The following is a 16805-nucleotide window of genomic DNA, read 5'->3' on the forward strand; positions in this document are numbered from 1 at the left end:
TCCTGCATGGCCTGCGCGGTCATCGCGGCCACGTCCCGGTCCCGAAAGAAGCGCAGGCTCGGCCGGTCCCGGTCGCCGGTCGGCTCCACGGCGAGGCGGTCGAGCACCCAGGCCTCCGCGAGCGCGGGCACGATGATGGGGTGGTAGAGCTGCATGGTGTTCCGATGAACGGGGCCTGCGCCCTCATCGCACGGACGCCGCATCCGGGTCGACCGGGCGGGGCGGGGCGGGGGCGCGGCGGCCGGGGCCGGGTCAAGCGGTCGGGACGCGACCGCAACGGGGCCGGCGAGACCGGCGACCGCATCGCGCGCGGCGCTTCCCGCTCATCGAGGATCATCTCGGCCGGGAGCGGTTGGTCTGGGGCCAGTCGCTGCCCGATCCGGCCGAGCGCCGCATCGTCCTCGTCGACGCCCCCCGGGCCCTGTTCCGCCTGCCGAAGGTGACCACGTGAGGGCGGCGTCTGCGCCGCCCGGCCCCGCCTCAGGGCGCGGACGGCGCGACCACCGCGTCGTGCTGGCCGCTGGCCGAGAGCGCCCCAGCCACGAAGCCCGAAGCCTTCGCGCCCTCGATGAACTCGCGCAGATACGCGGCCGTGCCCGCGCGCGCCTTCGGGCTGGCGACGGCCTGCTCGATCGCCATGAAGCGCCCTGGCAGGATGCGTAGGCCCGGATGGTCGCGGACATAGGCTTCGAGGGGCTGGCGCACGGAGGCCAGCACGTCCGGCTTCTCGTCGAGGAACAGCGTCAGGGCCGCCGCCGAGGTCGGCGCGAAGACCCGCTCGGCCGCCTTGAGGTGGCGCCCGAGATAGAGGTCGTAGGCCGTGTTGCGCCCGACCGCGATGCGGATGCCGGGGCGGTCGACCTCCGCGTTGGCGGTCAGGGGCGAGTCCGCGCGCACGAGGTAGGCTCCCTCGATGATGACGTAGGCCGGGCTGAACGCGATCGTCTGGGCCCGCTCCGGATCGATCGCCAGGAAGGCGACGTCCCAGGTGCGCGCGCCGCCGAGCGCCGACACCACCGCCCCGGCCGTGTCGAAGGTCTCGAAGGCCACCGGCACGCCGAGACGGCGGCCGAGTTCGCGGGCGAGGTCCGCCGAGACGCCGGCCGGCTCGCCGTCGGCGCCCTTCTGGGCGAGCACCGGATTCCCGTAGTTGATCGCGGCCCGCAGCGTCCCCGTGGGGGCGATTTCGGCGCGAAGCGCGGGGGTCGGATCTTGTGCCACGGCGATCTCTCCGGGAAGCGGCAGGAGCAGGGCGAGCGCCAGCAGGGCGGCCCTCACCCGGTGCGGTGCGCGCGCCAGCCCTCGAAGGCAACCCCGCAGGACCCCCGCACCCGCTTCCAACAGACGGTTCTGCATGTCCGGACGGCCCCCATCGCCGCGATCGGGAGAAACCGGTCATGACCCCCGTCCACGCGCCGACGGAGGAGGCCGCCACCGAGGCCGCCGCCATGCGCGAGGTCGGGCTGCGGCCCGTGCCGTTCCCGATCCTCTACTCCTTCAACGCCCGTATCGACCGGGTCAATGCCGGCTTCGCCGCCCTGACCATGAACAAGGACGTGGGCCTGAGCCAAGCCGTGTTCGGCATACCCGGAGCGATCCCGGCGGCAGCGATCCGAGGTGCCGATCGACGTCCGTTCGCGACCGGCGATGCAGGGAGGCGATCCGATCCGATTGGGTGCAACGCGGTACAAACGATGACGCAGTGCGGCGCAGAACGAAGCCAGGGGTTAACAATCACCGCGCCGCGCCTGGGTTCCCGGGACATGCCAGCCATGATCCCATCGGGTTGTCTTGCCGCGGTCCGTGCTGTAGCGATGACGTATTCAAATAAAACTTGATGCGGCTCGAAAAATATCATGAGCATTGACGATAAAGTTCACATTCGCAATGCTGCAATGCAGCATAACGCAGTGCCGATGAACCGCCGGCAGATCATCGGCGGCGCCCTGGCGGGCCTGGCGGTCTCGACGCTGCCGGGCACGTCCGTCCTGGCCGCCCCCGAGGCGCGCAAGGTCGACGTCCTGCTGATCGGCGGCGGCATCATGAGCGCCACGCTGGGCGTCTGGCTGCGTGAACTCGAGCCCGACTGGTCGCTCGAGATGATCGAGCGCCTCGACGGCGTCGCCCTGGAGAGCTCGAACGGCTGGAACAACGCCGGCACCGGCCACTCGGCGCTCGCCGAGCTGAACTACACGCCCGAGGATTCGAAGGGCACCGTCCGGATCGAGCAGGCCGTCAAGATCAACGAGGCCTTCCAGATCACCCGCCAGTTCCTGGCCTGGCAGGTTCAGAAGGGCGTCCTCAAGAACCCGCGCTCCTTCATCAACTCGACCCCGCACATGAGCTTCGTCTGGGGCGACGACAACATCACCTACCTGCAGAAGCGCTACGAGGCCCTGAAGGCGAGCCCCCTCTTCGCCGGAATGGAATACTCCACCGATCCGGAGACCCTGAAGAAGTGGGTCCCGCTGATGATGGAGGGACGCGACCCGAAGCAGAAGATCGCCGCCACCTGGACGCCGGTCGGGACCGACGTGGAATGGGGCGAGATCACCCGGCAATACGTCGCCGCCCTGAAGGCCCAGCCGAAGTTCGACCTCAGGCTCTCCACCGAAGTCGAGGGCATCGAGCGCAACACGGACGGGACCTGGCGCATCAGCTCCAAGAACCTCAAGGACGGCAGCCGCCAGGCCGTCGACGCGAAGTTCGTGTTCATCGGCGCGGGCGGCGGCGCCCTGCACCTGCTCCAGGCCTCCGGCATCCCGGAGGGCGCGGATTACGGCGGCTTCCCGGTGGGCGGCTCGTTCCTCGTCAACGAGAACCCGGACGTGGCCACCCGCCACCTCGCCAAGGCCTACGGCAAGGCCTCGGTCGGCTCGCCCCCGATGTCGGTGCCCCACCTCGATACCCGCGTTCTCGGCGGCAAGCGCGTCATCCTGTTCGGCCCCTTCGCGACCTTCTCGACCAAGTTCCTGAAGGAGGGCTCGTACTTCGATCTGCTGACCTCGACCACGCTGAGCAACGCCTGGCCGATGGTGCGCGTCGGCGTCGATCAGTATCCGCTGATCGAGTACCTCGCGGGCCAGGTGATGCTCTCGGACGAGGACCGATACCAGGCCCTGCGCGAGTACTTCCCCAACGCCAAGAAGGACGAGTGGCGCCTGGTCCAGGCCGGTCAGCGCGTGCAGATCATCAAGCGCGACCCGGAGAAGGGCGGCGTGCTCAAGCTCGGCACGGAGATCGTCAGCGCCAAGGACGGCAGCATCGCGGCCCTGCTCGGCGCTTCGCCGGGCGCCTCGACCGCCGCGCCGATCATGCTGAACGTGCTGGAGAAGGTTTTCGCGCAGAAGGTCGCCACGCCCGAGTGGCAGGCCAAGATCCGCCAGATCGTGCCGAGCTACGGCACCAAGCTGAACGACGACGCGCAAAAGGCCTACCAGGAGCTGGTCTACACCAGCGAGCACCTGCAGCTCACGCCGCCGCCCCAGCCCGTCGCCGCTGCGGAGGTGCCGGCCGCGACCGGCAGCGCCGCCAGCGGCCAGGGTGGCGTCCTGAAGCCCGTCCCCGACATGGCGCCCTGATCGAGCGTCCCCGGCGCCGGACCGGCCCCGCTCAGCGCGGGACCGGGTCCCACGGCACCAGAACCTCGCGGTAGCCGTCCGCCGTCCGCTCCAGGTGGGCGGCGGCCGGGAAGGGATAGTGGAAGCCCTGCAGCAGGGTGCGCTCGGCCGCGATCCGGTCGTAGACCCGGCGGCGCGTGGCCTCCGCCATGGCGGGATCCTGGTCGTACATCACGTGCCAGCCCGGATGGCGCGCGAACAGCACCGGCACGTTGGTGACGTCGGACTGCACGAACAGGCTGTCGCTTCCCGAGGCGAGCAGGAACGACGTGTGCCCGGGCGTATGGCCGGGGGTGCCGAGCGCGGTGAGGCCGGGCAGGACCTCCCGCTCCCAGGCGTAGGGCGTCACCTTCCGGTCGAGCCCGTCGAAGACCCGCCGGACGTTGCGGAACTGGTCCTGCATCCGGCCCGCCGGCGCCCGGCTCATGGCGCCGTCATCCATCCAGTAGGCCCATTCGGCCTCCGGCACGTGGATCTCGGCGTTCGGGAAGGCGGGCTTGCCCGCGGGGTTCAGCAGGCCGTTCACGTGGTCGCCGTGAAAGTGGGAGATCACCACGGCGTCGATCGCGCCCCGGTCGAAGCCCGCCGCCTTTAGGTTGGCGTGGAACTGCCCCACGGCGCCGCCGCTCTTCTGGAAGGCGGCCTCGCCGTTGCCGGTGTCGATGACGACCCTCCGGCCGCCCGTCTCGATCACCAGGGGCGTGAAGGGCACGGTGAGGTTCGCCCCGTCGCGAAAATCCGCCGTGAGCGCCGCCGAGACCGCGGCGCGGTCGGCGTTGAGCACGAAGCGCTCGGGGAGCGGCAGGGTGTTGGCCCCATCCGTCACCGCCGTGACGCGGACGTCGCCGACCCGGTAGCGGTAGAATCCGGGCGCCTGCGCCCCGCCCGGCACCGCCTCGGCCGCCCGCGCCGGTGCGCCGGAGCCCGCGAGGGCGGTGGCCGCCAGGGTCGAGGCCAGGAGGGTTCGTCGCGTCGCCTCGGTCATGCCTTGCGCCTCGCTCGAGCGGGATCGTCGGTCCCAGGAGAGATCGACCCCGTGTCGCCTCCGTCAACCCTCGCCGCGCCCGCCCATCCGCCCTTGGACCGCCCGCCCGCATCCGTGCTGCCGGGATGTCACCGCGACGGGGTCGTCGCCAGGCGGCGCGCCGTGACGATTCCGAGGCCGGCGATGACCACGGCGCAGAGGCTCAAGGCGATGAGTTGGCCGAGGCCCTGGAGCGCGCCGCCGAGAATCGCGACGCCGAGCGCCTGCCCGCAGAAGAACGAGAAGGCGTGCAGCGCCACCGCCGAGGCGCGGGCCGTCGGCGCCACCTCGGTCACCTGCACCTGGAAGGTGTTGTGGAGCATGTAGAAGCCAAGCCCCATGGCCACCAGGGCGGCGCAGTCGAGCTGCCAGGTTCCGGCGAGTCCGATGGTGACGAGGGCGCCGGCGCAGATGAAGCCGCCGCCGATCAGCATCCGCGACATGCCGAGGAAGCGCAGGAGCAGGCCCACCGAGAACGAGTAGATTAGTCCCCCGGCCGCGAAGCCGGCGAGCGCCAGGCCGGCCTCGCGGGCCCCGCCCTCGCCGCGCGCCTCGATCAGCGGGGCGAGGTGGGGGAAGATCCCGAACACCGCGATCGCCTCGATGAACACGGCTCCGAACAGGATGCGGGCGCGGGGATTGGCCACGATGGTGCGGTAGCGCGCCACCGCCGTGCGGAATTCCGGCCGCCGGGCCGGTGCGCTCGCGCTGCGGTCGAACCCGAGGAGGGCCGCGCCGCAGCCGAGCGCCGCCACCGCCGCCGTGATGGCGAAGACCCCGGCCCAGCCGATCGCCCCCTCGATCAACCCTGCGAAGGTCGAACCGGAAAGCTGCCCGAGGATCACCGCCACGAGGAAGCGGCCGATGGCGACCTGCCGGCGCTCGATCGCGATGCGGTCGCCCATCAGCGCCAGCGCCAGGGGAACGACGCCGCCGGCGCTGCCCCCGGCGATCATCCGCAGGACGAACAGGGTGTCGAGGTCGGTGGTGAGCGCGCAAGCCGCCAGCGCCAGGGTGAGGATGGCGAGGCAGATCGTGATGATCCGCTCCTTGCCCAGGGCGTCGCCCACGGGGCCGAGAATCGGCTGGATCAGCGCGTAGGGCAGGGCGAAGGCCGTGGAGAGCAGCGCCACCGTGTGAGGATCGCTGCGCAGGTCGCGGGCCAGCACGCCGACCAGCGGCTCGATGGAGCGGCCCGCGAAGGTGCTGGCGAAACCCGCGAAGGCCAGGATCACGATCAGGCGCGTGGTCGAGAACTCGGCCTTCAGGTCCGTGATCCTTCGGTGGGGGCAGGGGAGGCGCCGCGCAGGGCAGAGCCCGGGGATGGGCTTCGCCATACGCGGCCGGGGTCGGCGCGTCGATCCCGGACCGTCGCGTCAGGCCTGGACGCCGGCCCGGGCCACCTCGCCCGCATCGGCCAGCTCGGCGATGCGCCAGCACAGGCCCATGACCCGGCGGACCTGGTCGTCGGGCAGGATGCCCTCCGCGAGGTCGGTGAACTTGGTCTCCAGCGCGGCGTCCGACATCGGCCGCTCGACGCTGCCGATGGCGTGTTCGATGCGCCGGGGCAGGCTGCGGCCGTCCTTCAGCACCACCGTGAGCTCGACCTGCTCGGGCCGGATCGCGGGATCGACCACCGGCTTCACCCGGCCGCGCAGCGCCACGATGACGGGGTCGTTCACCGCCCGGTCGCTGAACTGCTTCTCGCCGCCCGCCCCCTCCACCAGCGCCACCGCGACGGCGTGGGTGATGCTGAACTTGCCCTCGAGGCCGGTGCGCGGCGCGGTCTTGCCGGTGAGTTCGAGCACCAGGGGGTGGACCTTCATGTCGACCCGCTCGATCGCGTCGGCGGTGAGGTGGTTCTCGTCGCGCAGCTGAACCGCCGCGTCGATGGCCGGATGCATGACGATGCCGCAGGCGAAGGGCTTGTAGGTGTTCAGCGCCGCCTCGTAGCGGATGCCGAGCCCCTCCGTGATCTCGCGGTAATCCTGCTTCGTCGAGATGGTGTTGGCCCAGCCGCGCCTGGCCTCGATCATTCCGTCCGAGCTCGTGTAGTTCTTGGACGCCAGGATCGCCGCGAACAGGCCGTTCGAGGCGGCCCGGCCCGGATTGAAGCTCTTGTTCATGGAGCCGAAGGATTCGCGCAGGCCCACGGGCTGCGAGGCGGCGAGCCCGAGGGCCCAGACCATCTGCTGCTCGCTCAAACCCATCAGCTTGCCGGTCGCGGCCGCCGCGCCGAACACCCCGGCGGTGCCGGTGATGTGCCAGCCGACGTCGTAGTGGTTCGGGTAGACCGCGTTGCCGATCCGGCACTCGGTCTCGACGCCGAGCACCATGGCGTTGAGGAAGTCCACTCCCGAGACCGGGTGCATCTCCGCATAGGCGAGGATCGCCGAGGCGACGGGGCCGGCCGGGTGGATCACGGTCTTCAGGTGGGTGTCGTCGTAGTCGAAGATGTGGCTGGCGACGCCGTTGAGGAAGGCCGCGTTCATGATGTCGAAGCGCTCGGGGCGCCCGAACAGGCCGGCCTGCGGCGGCCCGGAGAACGGCTTCAGGGCCGAGACCGCGACGTCCAGGGTCTCGTGATGCGATCCACCGATGGCGACGCCGACCCAGTTCAGCAGGGTGCGGGTGCCCTCGCGGCGGACGGCCTCGGGTAAGTCCGCGTAGCGCGCGCCGACGATGTAGCGGGCGAGGATCCGGGTGACCTCCGGCGGCACCGGCTTCGGTTCCGCCCTGGCCTCGCCCTTCGGCTCGGGCGCTGCCTGCGCCGGCCGGACGGCGCTGCCGGTTCCCACGAGGGCGAGGCTCGCGGAGCCGAGCAGGGCACGGCGGTCGATCGTCGGCACGGGCATGGCTCTCTCCCTCTGGCTTCTTGCGGCCGGCGCCCCCCGTGGACGCCGCCGTGCCGGGCGCGCCGGAGCCGAAGCCGTCGGAGGGACCGGACCAGAGGAATAACCGAACCGCCGCGGCAGGGCTCCCGCTTTGTGCGCACGGCCCAGGGCTTTTGCGCATGCGTTACAAGTCGGAAACAAGAAATTCGGTGGGACGCAAAGGTCGTTATCTGGCTGCAAGCACAGGTTTTGCCTTCGCCGCGTCCTCTCGCCGACGGGCAATCGTAGCAATACGGTCTGGCGTGCATTCCTTTCAGCCGGCCTGCGGCCTGTCTGCTCGCCGATCCGCGTCAGGGCTTCGGTGCCGTCTCCGTCGCGGTCAGGTCGATATCGACGCCGACCTCCAGGGCCACCCATTGGCCCGAGGCCCAGGGCCCCTGTCCGACGCCGAACTGCGTGCGCACGAGGTCGAGGTGGCCCACCGCCCGGGCCGTCGATCCTTCGCGGGTCAGGCGGAAGGGCAGGACCGCGTCGCGGCGGATGCCGCGGATCGTCAGGCTGCCGACCGCCTCGTAGGCATCCCCGCCCTTGGCGACGAACCGCGTCGCCTCGAAGCGGGCCTGCGGCGTCGCCTTGGTGTCGAACCACTCCGCCTGGGGCAGCGACGTGTCGCGCTGGGCGTCGCCGGTCTCGGCGCTCGCCAGATCGACGTCGACCACGGCGCGCCCGGCTTCCGGCGCGGCGGGGTCGAAGTCGATCTGCGCGGAAAAGCGCTTGAACCGGCCCTGGAAGGGCGCGCCGACCTGGACGCCCGAGAAGCCGATCCGGCTTCGGGCGGGATCGATGGTCCAGGCGGCGGCCTTGGCGCAGGCGGGCGCGGCCAGGAGGGCGACGGCGAGGGCGAAGCGGACGGCGATCATGGGCGAGATCCGGACTTGAACGGGGCGCGGGGCAGCATCCGCCGGAGGGTGTCGTCGCGCAGCACGAGGTGGTGGCGCAGGGCCGCGCCGACATGCAGCAGCAGGAGGCCGATGAGGAACCAGGCGCCCCAGGCATGGACCTGCTTCAGCACCGCCTCGACGGCGGCCTTGTTCGCCAGGTCCGGCAGCACCGGCAGGTGCGGCCAGGGCAGGATGCCGTAGAGCAACGTCGGCAGGTTGAAGGGGGAGGCCGAGACCACGGCCCAGCCGACCAGCGGCAGGCCGAGAAGCAGCCCATAGAGCCCGGCATGGGCCGCGTGCGCGCCGGCCCGCTCACCGGCCGGCAGGCTCGCGGGCAGCGGCGGCGGCCGGTGGGCCAGCCGCCAGCCGAGGCGCAGCAGCGTCAGGGCCAGCACCGTGATGCCGACCGACTTGTGCCACTGGTAGAGCTGGAACCGGCGCATCGGCGCCAGGTCCCCGTGCGTCATGGCCAGACCGATCGCGATCAGCCCCAGCACCGCCAGCGCGCTGAGCCAGTGCAGCGCGATGGCGATCCGGGTGTAGCGCGGCGGGGGCGCGACGCGGACGGTCCCGATCATGACGCGCTCCCTTCGGTGGGGTCGACGGCGAGCCTTACTCCTGCCGCTCGAAGGCGCCCGCGATGGTGAGGTGCAGGTCGTCGCCGATCAGCGGCACGTAGGTCTTCACGCCGAACTCGGAGCGCTTGAGCGTGCCGGTGGCCTCGAAGCCCACGGTGACCTTCTTGTTAAGCGGGTTCACGCCGGCGCCCACGAGGGTGACGGTGAGCGTCACGGGCTTCGTCACGCCGTGCAGGGTCAGGTCGCCGGTGACCTTCGCCTTGTCCTTGCCCTCGGGAGTCACCTTCGTGGAGACGAAGGTCATCTCGGGGAACTTGGCCGCGTCGAGCCACTGCTCGCCCTTGAGCTCGCCGGTCAGCTTGGCGCTGGTCGTCATCACCGAGGCCACCGGGATCTTGATGGACAGCTTCGCGGCGGCGGGGGTCTTGGGCTGCAGCTCCAGGGTGCCCGAGACGTCCGAGAAGCCGCCGGAATAATTCGAGAAGCCCATGTGCGAGACGGTGAAACCGACCTGCGTGTGGCCGGGATCGACCGCGTAGGTGCCGGCCTGGATCTGGGCCGGGTCGCGGGTCGGCGGGGTCTGGGCGAGAGCCGGCGCGGCGAGCGCGAGGGTTGCGGCGATCAGCGAAGAGGAGAGACGGATCACGGGTTTCGCTCCGGGGATGGGGGCGCCGAGGATGGTCGCATCCGGGCGCCGGGTCGATGAAGCGCGAATAGGCCGCTTCCCGGTGGTGCGATAGCGCGCTAATCGGGGACACATGGTTGCGCATCTGGAAACCTTCGCCGGAAACCTCGACGATGTCCGGGCCTTCTGCGCCGTCGTCGACCTCGGCAGCATGACCCAGGCCGGGGCCTTCCTGCGCGAGACCAAGGGCAGCGTCAGCCGGCGCGTCGCCCGCCTCGAGGCGGTGCTGAAGGTGACCCTGCTCGCCCGCACCCCGCGGGCGGTCTCGCCCACGGCCGAGGGTTTGGCCTTCCATGCCCGGGCCCTGGAGAGCCTCGCCCTCCTCGACGAGGCCCTGCAGACGGCGCGGGGCGCCCGCACCCAGCCGCGCGGGCACCTGCGGGTGACGGCCTCGATCGATTTCGGGGTCGAGGTACTGCCGGACCTCGTGGCGAGCTTCCGGGCGCGGCACCCGCAGATCACCCTCGAGCTTCTCATCACCGACAGCCGCCTCGATCTCGCCGCCAACCGGGTCGACCTCGCCCTGCGCCTCGGCGGCGACCATCCCGACAGCGGCTACACCGCGCCGGTCCTCGCCGACCTGACGATCGGCCTCTACGGGGCCCCGGCCTACCTGGCGCAGCGCCCGGGCCCGACCGAGATCGCCGAATTGGCGGCGCACGACGTGGTGCTGGCCCGCGAGCGCCTCGGCGCCACCCAGATCCTCGTCTCGGACGTCGCGGGGCGGGAGGCCGGGATCACCCTGCGCCCCGCCGTGCGCGCCACCGACTTCGCCACGGTCCTGCGCCTGACCCTGGCCGGGGCCGGGATCGGCCACATCCCGAGCCTCGTCGCCGCCAAGTCCCTGCACAGGGGCGACCTCGTGCGCGTCCTGCCCGACTGGGCGAGCCGGGGCGGGACGCTGCGCGCCGTCACCCTCGCGGGCCGCGAGCTTCCCGCGCGGGTCCGCCTGTTCCGCGAGCATGTCCGGGTGGAACTGGCCCGGCAGATAGCGGGCTGCCCGACGGACGGCGTGGATCGTCCCACGCCTGTGCCGGCATCGGTGGCGACCTATAACGAGAGTTCGGGCAGAGTGTGATCCCGGGGGCGGCGCGTCCCGAACGGCGGCGGTCCGGCGACGAGCGGTCCGGCAGGGTGTCGGCATGGTGCGAGACGAAGATGAGGGTCAGGACTGGCGCTCGGTCAGCACCCGCGCCCTGAACCCCGAGGAGCTGGCGGAGGCGCGCCAGCGCGCGCACGAGCCCGGCCGCGGCCGTCGGGCGACCGATCCCACCGAGATCCCGAAGGCCGGGTGGCGGGACATCCTGTGGCGGGTGTTCTGGGCGATGCCGCAGGACCGGGTGCTGACCACCGCGGGGGGCGTCGCGTTCTTCGCCCTGCTGGCGGTGTTTCCGGGCCTCGTCGCGGTGGTCTCGATCTACGGGCTGTTCTCGGACCCCCACGTGATCAGCCAGCACGTGAGCCTCCTGGCGGACATCCTGCCGCCGGGCGCTCTCCAGCTGTTCTCCGACCAGCTGGTGCGGATCGCGCAGCGCAGCACCGGCTCCCTCAGCACCACCTCGGGCCTCAGCCTGCTGATCGCCCTGTGGAGCGCCAATTCCGGGGTGAGCGCGCTCTTCGACGCCCTCAACGTGATCTACAAGGAGCGCGAGAAGCGCACCCTGGTGCGCTTCTACGCCACCACCTTCCTGTTCACGATCACCAGCGTGGTGTTCTTCCTCGCCTCCACCAGCGCGGTGGTGCTGCTGCCGACGATCCTCGACCGGCTCGGCTTCATGGGCGCCACCGACACCGTCCTGCAGATCGTGCGCTGGCCGGCCCTGCTCGGAATCGTCACCCTCAGCCTGTCGCTGATCTACCGCTACGGCCCGAGCCGGAACCGGGCGAAGTGGCGCTGGGTGACCTGGGGGAGCAGCCTCGCGGCGCTGTTCTGGGTCGGCGCTTCGGGGGTCTTCTCCTGGTACGTGGCGAGCTTCGACAGCTACAACCGCATCTACGGGTCGCTGGGCGCCGGCATCGGGTTCATGACCTGGATGTGGCTGTCCATCGTGATCGTGCTGGTGGGCGCCGAGATCAACTCGGAGATGGAGCGCCAGACCGCCTGCGACAGCACCGAGGGACGGCCGAAGCCCCTGGGCGTGCGCGAGGCTTTCGCCGCCGACAGCGTGGGCGCGAGCCAGGACGAGGACGACGCGGGGAGCCGGGCCCGGATTTGAGGCACGGGCCCGGCCTCTCAGGGCGGGGGCTGCGCGGGATCGCGGGGCGCGGGCCGCCGGGCCGGCGCGGTGCCGGCCCGGGGATGGGCCGCGTCGAAGGCCTCCATCAGGCGGGCCGCGTCGATGCGGGTGTAGAGCTGCGTCGTCGAGAGCGAGGCGTGGCCCAGCAGTTCCTGGATCGCCCGCAACTCGCCCTGGCGGGCGAGCAGGTGCGTGGCGAAGGAGTGGCGCAGGGCGTGCGGCGTCGCGCTCGGGGGCAGGCCCAGCGCGCCCCGCATCGCCGCCACCGCGTACTGGATGATCCGGGGCGAGAGCGCACCGCCCCTGGCGCCGAGGAAGAGGGGACCGTCCGGCGCCAGCGCGTAGGGGCAGGCTTCGCGATAGGCCGTCACCGCCGCGCCCACCACCGGCAGCACCGGCACCATCCGGGTCTTAGCCCCCTTGCCCAGCACCGTGAGGGTATCGATCCCGCGCCCGGGCGCATCCTTGGCCCGGAGCCCGAGGGCCTCCGAGATACGCAGGCCCGAGCCGTACAGGAGGGCCAGCACCGCCGCGTCGCGGGCGAGGATCCAGGGTTCGCGGTCCTCGCCGGCCCGCAGCTCGGGTCCGGTCATGGCGCGGGCGGCGGGGATCGGGATCGGGCGGGGCAGGCGCCGCTCCACCTTGGGCGAGCGCACGGCGCCGAGTGCCGCCACGGTGCCGTGGCCCTCGCGCTCGATGTGTCGGGCGAAGGAGCGCAGGCCCGCGAGCGCCCGCATCAGCGAGCGCCCGCCGACCCCCTCGGCCCGGCGCGCGGCCATGAAGGCGCGCACGTCCCGGGGCTTGAGGGCGACGAGGCTGGCTAAGTCGGGCGTGCCCATCCGGGCGGCCCGATGGGCCAGGAACTGGCGCAGGTCGCGGGCATAGGCCTCGACCGTGTTGGCCGAGAGGCGCCGCTCCCGCGCGAGTTCGTCCTGCCAGGCGAGGGCCGCCTGCCTGAGACCCGCATCGCCCGGGAAGGCGAGGGAGGGCGCCGCCGGAGCGGGTACGGCGGCGGACGGATCGGGGTTCAGGGCGGGCGAAGCGGTCATCCCCCCATCAAGCCCGGGAGGCGTTGACGCTCCGTTGCGGAGGTCCGCCTACTTCAGGCGGGCGGCCGCCCAGGCGATGTGGTCGGCCATGAAGGTCGAGATGAAGTAGTACGAGTGATCGTAGCCCTCGCGCATGTTCAGGGTCAGCGGAATGCCCGCTGTCTTGCAGGCCTCCTCCAGGAGCCAGGGACGCAGGCCGTCGTCGAGGAAGCTGTCCGCGGTGCCCTGATCGACCAGGAATTCCGAGAACCGCTTGCCGTCCGCGATCAGCGCGGTGGCGTCGTGGGCGCGCCAGGCGGCCGCATCGGGGCCGAGGTACTTCTCGAAGGCCGGCTTCGACCAGCCGGCGGTGGAAGGCTGGGCGATCGGCGCGAAGGCCGAGCAGGACTTGAAGCGCTCGGGGTAGGTCAGCGCGATGGTGAGCGCGCCGTGGCCGCCCATCGAGTGGCCGAAGATGCCCTGGCGGGACATGTCGGCGGGGAATTCCTTGGCGACGAGGGCGGGCAGCTCCTCCGTCACGTAGCTCCACATCCGGTAGTTCGCGGCGTAGGGCGCCTGGGTGGCATCGAGGTAGAACCCGGCGCCGGAGCCGAACTGCCAGTTGCCCTCCTCGTCGGGGATGCCGGGGCCGCGCGGGCTGGTGTCGGGCGCCACGATGATGACGCCGTGCTCGGCCGCCGCCTTGCGGTACTCGCCTTTGTCCATGACGTTGGCGTGCGTGCAGGTGAGGCCCGACAGGTACCACAGCACCGGGACCTTTCCGGCCTCGGCCTGCGGCGGCACGAACACCGCGAAGGTCATCGGGCAGCCCGTGGTCTGGGCATCGTGCTTGTAGACGCCCTGCGTGCCGCCATGGGCGCGGGCCTTCGAGATGGTTTCCATGGGTCTGCTCTCCTGATTGGGGCGAGGCACTCTCCTCCCCCTTGCGGGGAGGAGTTGGAGGTGAGGGTGGTCGGGTGACCCTCAAGCTGCGGAGGCTGGCGGAACCACCCCCCACCCTCAATCCCTCCCCACAAGGGGGAGGGAGGCCGCGTCGGCCAAGACCTGGCTCAGTAAACCACCACCGACCGGATCGACTTGCCCTCGTGCATGAGGTCGAAGCCGTGGTTGATCTCCTCGAGCGGCATGGTGTGGGTGATCAGATCGTCGATGTTGATCTTGCCCTCCATGTACCAGTCGACGATCTTGGGCACGTCGGTGCGGCCCCGCGCGCCGCCGAAGGCCGAGCCCTTCCAGACGCGGCCGGTGACGAGCTGGAACGGACGGGTCGCGATTTCCTTGCCCGCCTCGGCCACGCCGATGACGATCGACTCGCCCCAGCCGCGGTGACAGCACTCCAGGGCCTGGCGCATCACGTGGACGTTGCCGGTGCAGTCGAACGAGAAGTCCGCGCCGCCGCCCGTGACGTCGAGGATCGCCTGGACGACGTGATCGTTGCCGACCTCCTTCGGGTTGATGAAATGGGTCATCCCGAACTTAGCCGCCATCTCCTGCTTGTCGGGATTGATGTCGACGCCGATGATCTTGTCGGCGCCCACCATGCGGGCGGCCTGGAGCACGTTGAGGCCGATGCCGCCGAGGCCGAACACCACGACGTTGGCGCCAGGCCAGACTTTTGCCGTGTAGATCACCGCGCCGATGCCGGTGGTGACGCCGCAGCCGATGTAGCAGATCTTGTCGAAGGGCGCGTCTTCCCGGATCTTGGCGAGCGCGATCGCCGGCAGGACCGTGAAGTTCGAGAAGGTCGAGCAGCCCATGTAGTGGAACAGGGTGTTGGACCCGCCCGGGCTGCCGCCGGTGGAGACGCAGGAGAAGCGCGAGGTACCGTCCGGCATCACGCCCTGGCCTTGCGTCGCCCGGATGGCGGTGCAGAGGTTCGTGCGCTGCGACAGGCAGGACTTACAGTTGCGGCATTCCGGTGTGTAGAGCGGGATGACGTGGTCGCCGGGCTTCAGGGCGGTGACCCCGGCGCCGACCTCGCGGACGATGCCCGCGCCCTCGTGGCCGAGGATCGCCGGGAACTTGCCCTCGGAATCGAGGCCCGACAGGGTGTAGGCGTCGGTGTGGCAGATGCCGGTGGCCATCAACTCGACCAGGACCTCGCCGGCCTTGGGTCCCTCGATGTCGATGGTCTCGATCGTGAGAGGCTTCTTGGCCTCCCACGCGACCGCGGCGCGCGTCTTCATAGTGTTGTCCTTCAGGCTGTGATGATCACGGACGGCGGCGATGGATGCCGGCGCTTCGCCTCGCTGCACCCGGAGGGTGGCAAGCCGAACGGCCCGAAAATCTGGGTGGTGTTTGCTGCCTCCGGCGTCCAGATGCAACAGCCGTGCTTCGTCGTTTGCGCCAGGGATGCGAATTTGGAATGACGGTCGCCGGCCCGCGACGGAGGTGGAGGAACGATGCAGGACTGGGAAACGGGACGGGATGCGCTGACCGCGCCGGCGGTCGCCCGGAACCGCGACGCGATCCTCGCCGCCCTGCGTGAAACCATGCCCGCGCACGGCACGGTCCTGGAGGTGGCGAGCGGGTCGGGCGAGCACGCGGTCCATTTCGCCGCCGCCCTGCCGGGGCTGACCTGGCAGCCGAGCGATCCGGAACCGGCCTATCGCCGCAGCATCGCCGCCCATGCGCGGGCCGCCGGGCTCGCGAATGTCCGCCCGCCCCTCGACCTCGACGCGGCTTCCGATTCCTGGCCGATCGCGCGGGCGGAGGTGGTCCTGTGCATCAACATGATCCACATCGCGCCCTGGCCGGCGACCCTCGGCCTGATGGCGGGGGCGGCCCGCCTCCTGCCGGAGGACGGCCCGCTCTTCGTCTACGGGGCCTTTCGCGAGGACGGGCACCACACCGCGCCGAGCAACGCGGCCTTCGACGCGGACCTGCGCGCGCGCGATCCGCGCTGGGGCGTGCGGGACCTCGAGGCCGTCACGGCCTCGGCCGCCGAGCGGGGCCTGCGGCTGGAGCGGCGCATCGTCCTGCCGGCGAACAACCTCGGTTTGGTCTTCCGGCGGTCCTGAAGGACCGCGCGATCAGTCCCGAACCCCGGCCAGGAACCGGACGATCCGCGCCTCGGCCCTGCGGGATTCGGGCAGGCCGAGCAGCGGGTAGACATGCATCAGGCCCGGCTCCTCGTGATAGGCGAGGGGGCACGCCTCCGCCCGCGCGAGGGCGGCGAGGCGCCGGGCATCGGCCACCAGGATGTCGTGGGAGCCGCAGAACAGTTCGATCGGCGGCAGGCCGCGCAGGCTGCCGAAGAGGGGGCTGACCCGGGGGTCGGTCGTTGCCCGGTCGCCCGCGTACCAGCGCCCGAGCGCCTGTACGCCGGGGCGCATCAGCATCACGTCGGAGGGCTCGATCTGGGCCTGGGACGGGTCGTTCGTGGTCACGTCGAGCCAGGGCGAGATCAGGACTAGGCCGCCGGGACCGGGCAGGCCCGCGTCGCGCACCTGCATCGCCAGGGACAGGGCGAGCCCGCCCCCGGCGGAATCGCCGATCAGCGCGACGGGGGGCTCGCCATCCATCGCCAGACGGTCCCGGTAGACCGCCATGGCCAGGGCGCAGATTTCGGCGCAGCTGTGCTCCGGCGTCAGCGGGTAGAGCGGCACCGTGAAGCGTAGGCCCGTCCGCGCCACCATCCGGGCGATGAAGCGCCAGTGGATGCGGGTGATCGGGCTCGTATAGGCGCCCCCGTGCAGGTAGATCACGCCGCCCGTCCGGCCTCCCGCGCGCGGCGCCACCGTGTAGACCTCGAACCCGTCGCGCAGGTCCCAGCGCACCGCGAAGCGCCGGCGCTGCGCGCCCGTCGGCCGGGCCGGGCGGGCGCGCGTCGCGACG

General features: G+C 71.4%; 16 protein-coding genes. 5 read left to right on the forward strand and 11 right to left on the reverse strand.

From position 1 onward, the window contains the following. Nucleotides 1-480: 480 nt before the first annotated feature. Nucleotides 481-1356, reverse strand: a complete 876-nt coding sequence (locus K2X24_RS04050) for an ABC transporter substrate-binding protein (protein WP_292494902.1) — start codon at nucleotides 1354-1356, stop codon at nucleotides 481-483. A 41-nt stretch (nucleotides 1357-1397) separates the two neighbouring features. Here K2X24_RS04050 and K2X24_RS04055 point away from each other — a divergent pair, with 41 nt between their 5' ends. Together K2X24_RS04055 and mqo are read left to right on the forward strand one after the other, a co-directional pair. Next, entirely contained in the window at nucleotides 1398-1838 is a 441-nt protein-coding gene (locus tag K2X24_RS04055) for a hypothetical protein (protein ID WP_292494904.1), read from the forward strand. 18 nt (nucleotides 1839-1856) lie between these two features. Next, nucleotides 1857-3581 carry a malate dehydrogenase (quinone) gene (gene mqo, locus K2X24_RS04060; protein WP_292494906.1) on the forward strand — a complete coding sequence of 575 codons (1725 nt, stop codon included), beginning with the start codon at nucleotides 1857-1859 and terminating at the stop codon, nucleotides 3579-3581. Between the two features lie 31 nt (nucleotides 3582-3612). On the opposite strand, the gene K2X24_RS04065 is transcribed toward mqo, so the two are convergent. From K2X24_RS04065 to K2X24_RS04090, 6 genes are all read right to left on the reverse strand, one after another. Continuing rightward, nucleotides 3613-4605, reverse strand: a complete 993-nt coding sequence (locus K2X24_RS04065; protein WP_292494908.1) for an MBL fold metallo-hydrolase — start codon at nucleotides 4603-4605, stop codon at nucleotides 3613-3615. Between the two features lie 128 nt (nucleotides 4606-4733). Next, the gene (locus K2X24_RS04070; RefSeq protein ID WP_292494910.1) at nucleotides 4734-5981 is read right to left on the reverse strand and encodes an MFS transporter; all 1248 of its coding nucleotides are present in this window, start codon (nucleotides 5979-5981) and stop codon (nucleotides 4734-4736) included. Nucleotides 5982-6020: 39 nt separating this feature from the next. Further along, the gene (locus tag K2X24_RS04075; protein ID WP_292494912.1) at nucleotides 6021-7499 is read right to left on the reverse strand and encodes an MmgE/PrpD family protein; all 1479 of its coding nucleotides are present in this window, start codon (nucleotides 7497-7499) and stop codon (nucleotides 6021-6023) included. A gap of 329 nt (nucleotides 7500-7828) precedes the next feature. Continuing rightward, nucleotides 7829-8398 carry a YceI family protein gene (locus K2X24_RS04080; protein WP_292494914.1) on the reverse strand — a complete coding sequence of 190 codons (570 nt, stop codon included), beginning with the start codon at nucleotides 8396-8398 and terminating at the stop codon, nucleotides 7829-7831. Next, the gene (locus K2X24_RS04085) at nucleotides 8395-8997 is read right to left on the reverse strand and encodes a cytochrome b (protein WP_292494916.1); all 603 of its coding nucleotides are present in this window, start codon (nucleotides 8995-8997) and stop codon (nucleotides 8395-8397) included. Before K2X24_RS04085 ends, K2X24_RS04080 begins: the two co-directional genes overlap by 4 nt. Before the next feature lie 34 nt (nucleotides 8998-9031). Continuing rightward, nucleotides 9032-9640: a YceI family protein gene (locus K2X24_RS04090; RefSeq protein ID WP_292494932.1), complete on the reverse strand. Its 609-nt coding sequence runs from the start codon at nucleotides 9638-9640 to the stop codon at nucleotides 9032-9034. A 115-nt stretch (nucleotides 9641-9755) separates the two neighbouring features. Here K2X24_RS04090 and K2X24_RS04095 point away from each other — a divergent pair, with 115 nt between their 5' ends. Next, nucleotides 9756-10760: a LysR family transcriptional regulator gene (locus K2X24_RS04095; protein ID WP_292494918.1), complete on the forward strand. Its 1005-nt coding sequence runs from the start codon at nucleotides 9756-9758 to the stop codon at nucleotides 10758-10760. A gap of 64 nt (nucleotides 10761-10824) precedes the next feature. Continuing rightward, a complete protein-coding gene (locus K2X24_RS04100; protein WP_292494920.1) occupies nucleotides 10825-11898 on the forward strand; it encodes a YihY/virulence factor BrkB family protein in 1074 nt (357 codons plus the stop codon). Between the two features lie 17 nt (nucleotides 11899-11915). On the opposite strand, the gene K2X24_RS04105 is transcribed toward K2X24_RS04100, so the two are convergent. The 3 genes from K2X24_RS04105 to K2X24_RS04115 all read right to left on the reverse strand — a co-directional run bounded on the left by K2X24_RS04105 (nucleotide 11916) and on the right by K2X24_RS04115 (nucleotide 15154). Then, on the reverse strand, nucleotides 11916-12968 hold the full coding sequence (locus K2X24_RS04105; RefSeq protein WP_292494922.1) for a tyrosine recombinase XerC: 1053 nt from the start codon (nucleotides 12966-12968) through the stop codon (nucleotides 11916-11918). Nucleotides 12969-13016: 48 nt separating this feature from the next. Beyond that, on the reverse strand, nucleotides 13017-13850 hold the full coding sequence (gene fghA, locus K2X24_RS04110) for an S-formylglutathione hydrolase (protein WP_292494924.1): 834 nt from the start codon (nucleotides 13848-13850) through the stop codon (nucleotides 13017-13019). A gap of 167 nt (nucleotides 13851-14017) precedes the next feature. Next, on the reverse strand, nucleotides 14018-15154 hold the full coding sequence (locus K2X24_RS04115) for an S-(hydroxymethyl)glutathione dehydrogenase/class III alcohol dehydrogenase (protein ID WP_292494926.1): 1137 nt from the start codon (nucleotides 15152-15154) through the stop codon (nucleotides 14018-14020). Nucleotides 15155-15370: 216 nt separating this feature from the next. Between K2X24_RS04115 and K2X24_RS04120 the strand changes: the two genes are divergently transcribed. Further along, nucleotides 15371-15988 carry a DUF938 domain-containing protein gene (locus K2X24_RS04120; protein ID WP_292494928.1) on the forward strand — a complete coding sequence of 206 codons (618 nt, stop codon included), beginning with the start codon at nucleotides 15371-15373 and terminating at the stop codon, nucleotides 15986-15988. Between the two features lie 12 nt (nucleotides 15989-16000). On the opposite strand, the gene K2X24_RS04125 is transcribed toward K2X24_RS04120, so the two are convergent. Beyond that, on the reverse strand, nucleotides 16001-16805 hold an 805-nt coding region (locus tag K2X24_RS04125; protein ID WP_292494930.1), incomplete at its 5' end, for an alpha/beta hydrolase.

The organism is Methylobacterium sp. (assembly GCF_019750675.1).
Taxonomy (GTDB): domain Bacteria; phylum Pseudomonadota; class Alphaproteobacteria; order Rhizobiales; family Beijerinckiaceae; genus Methylobacterium.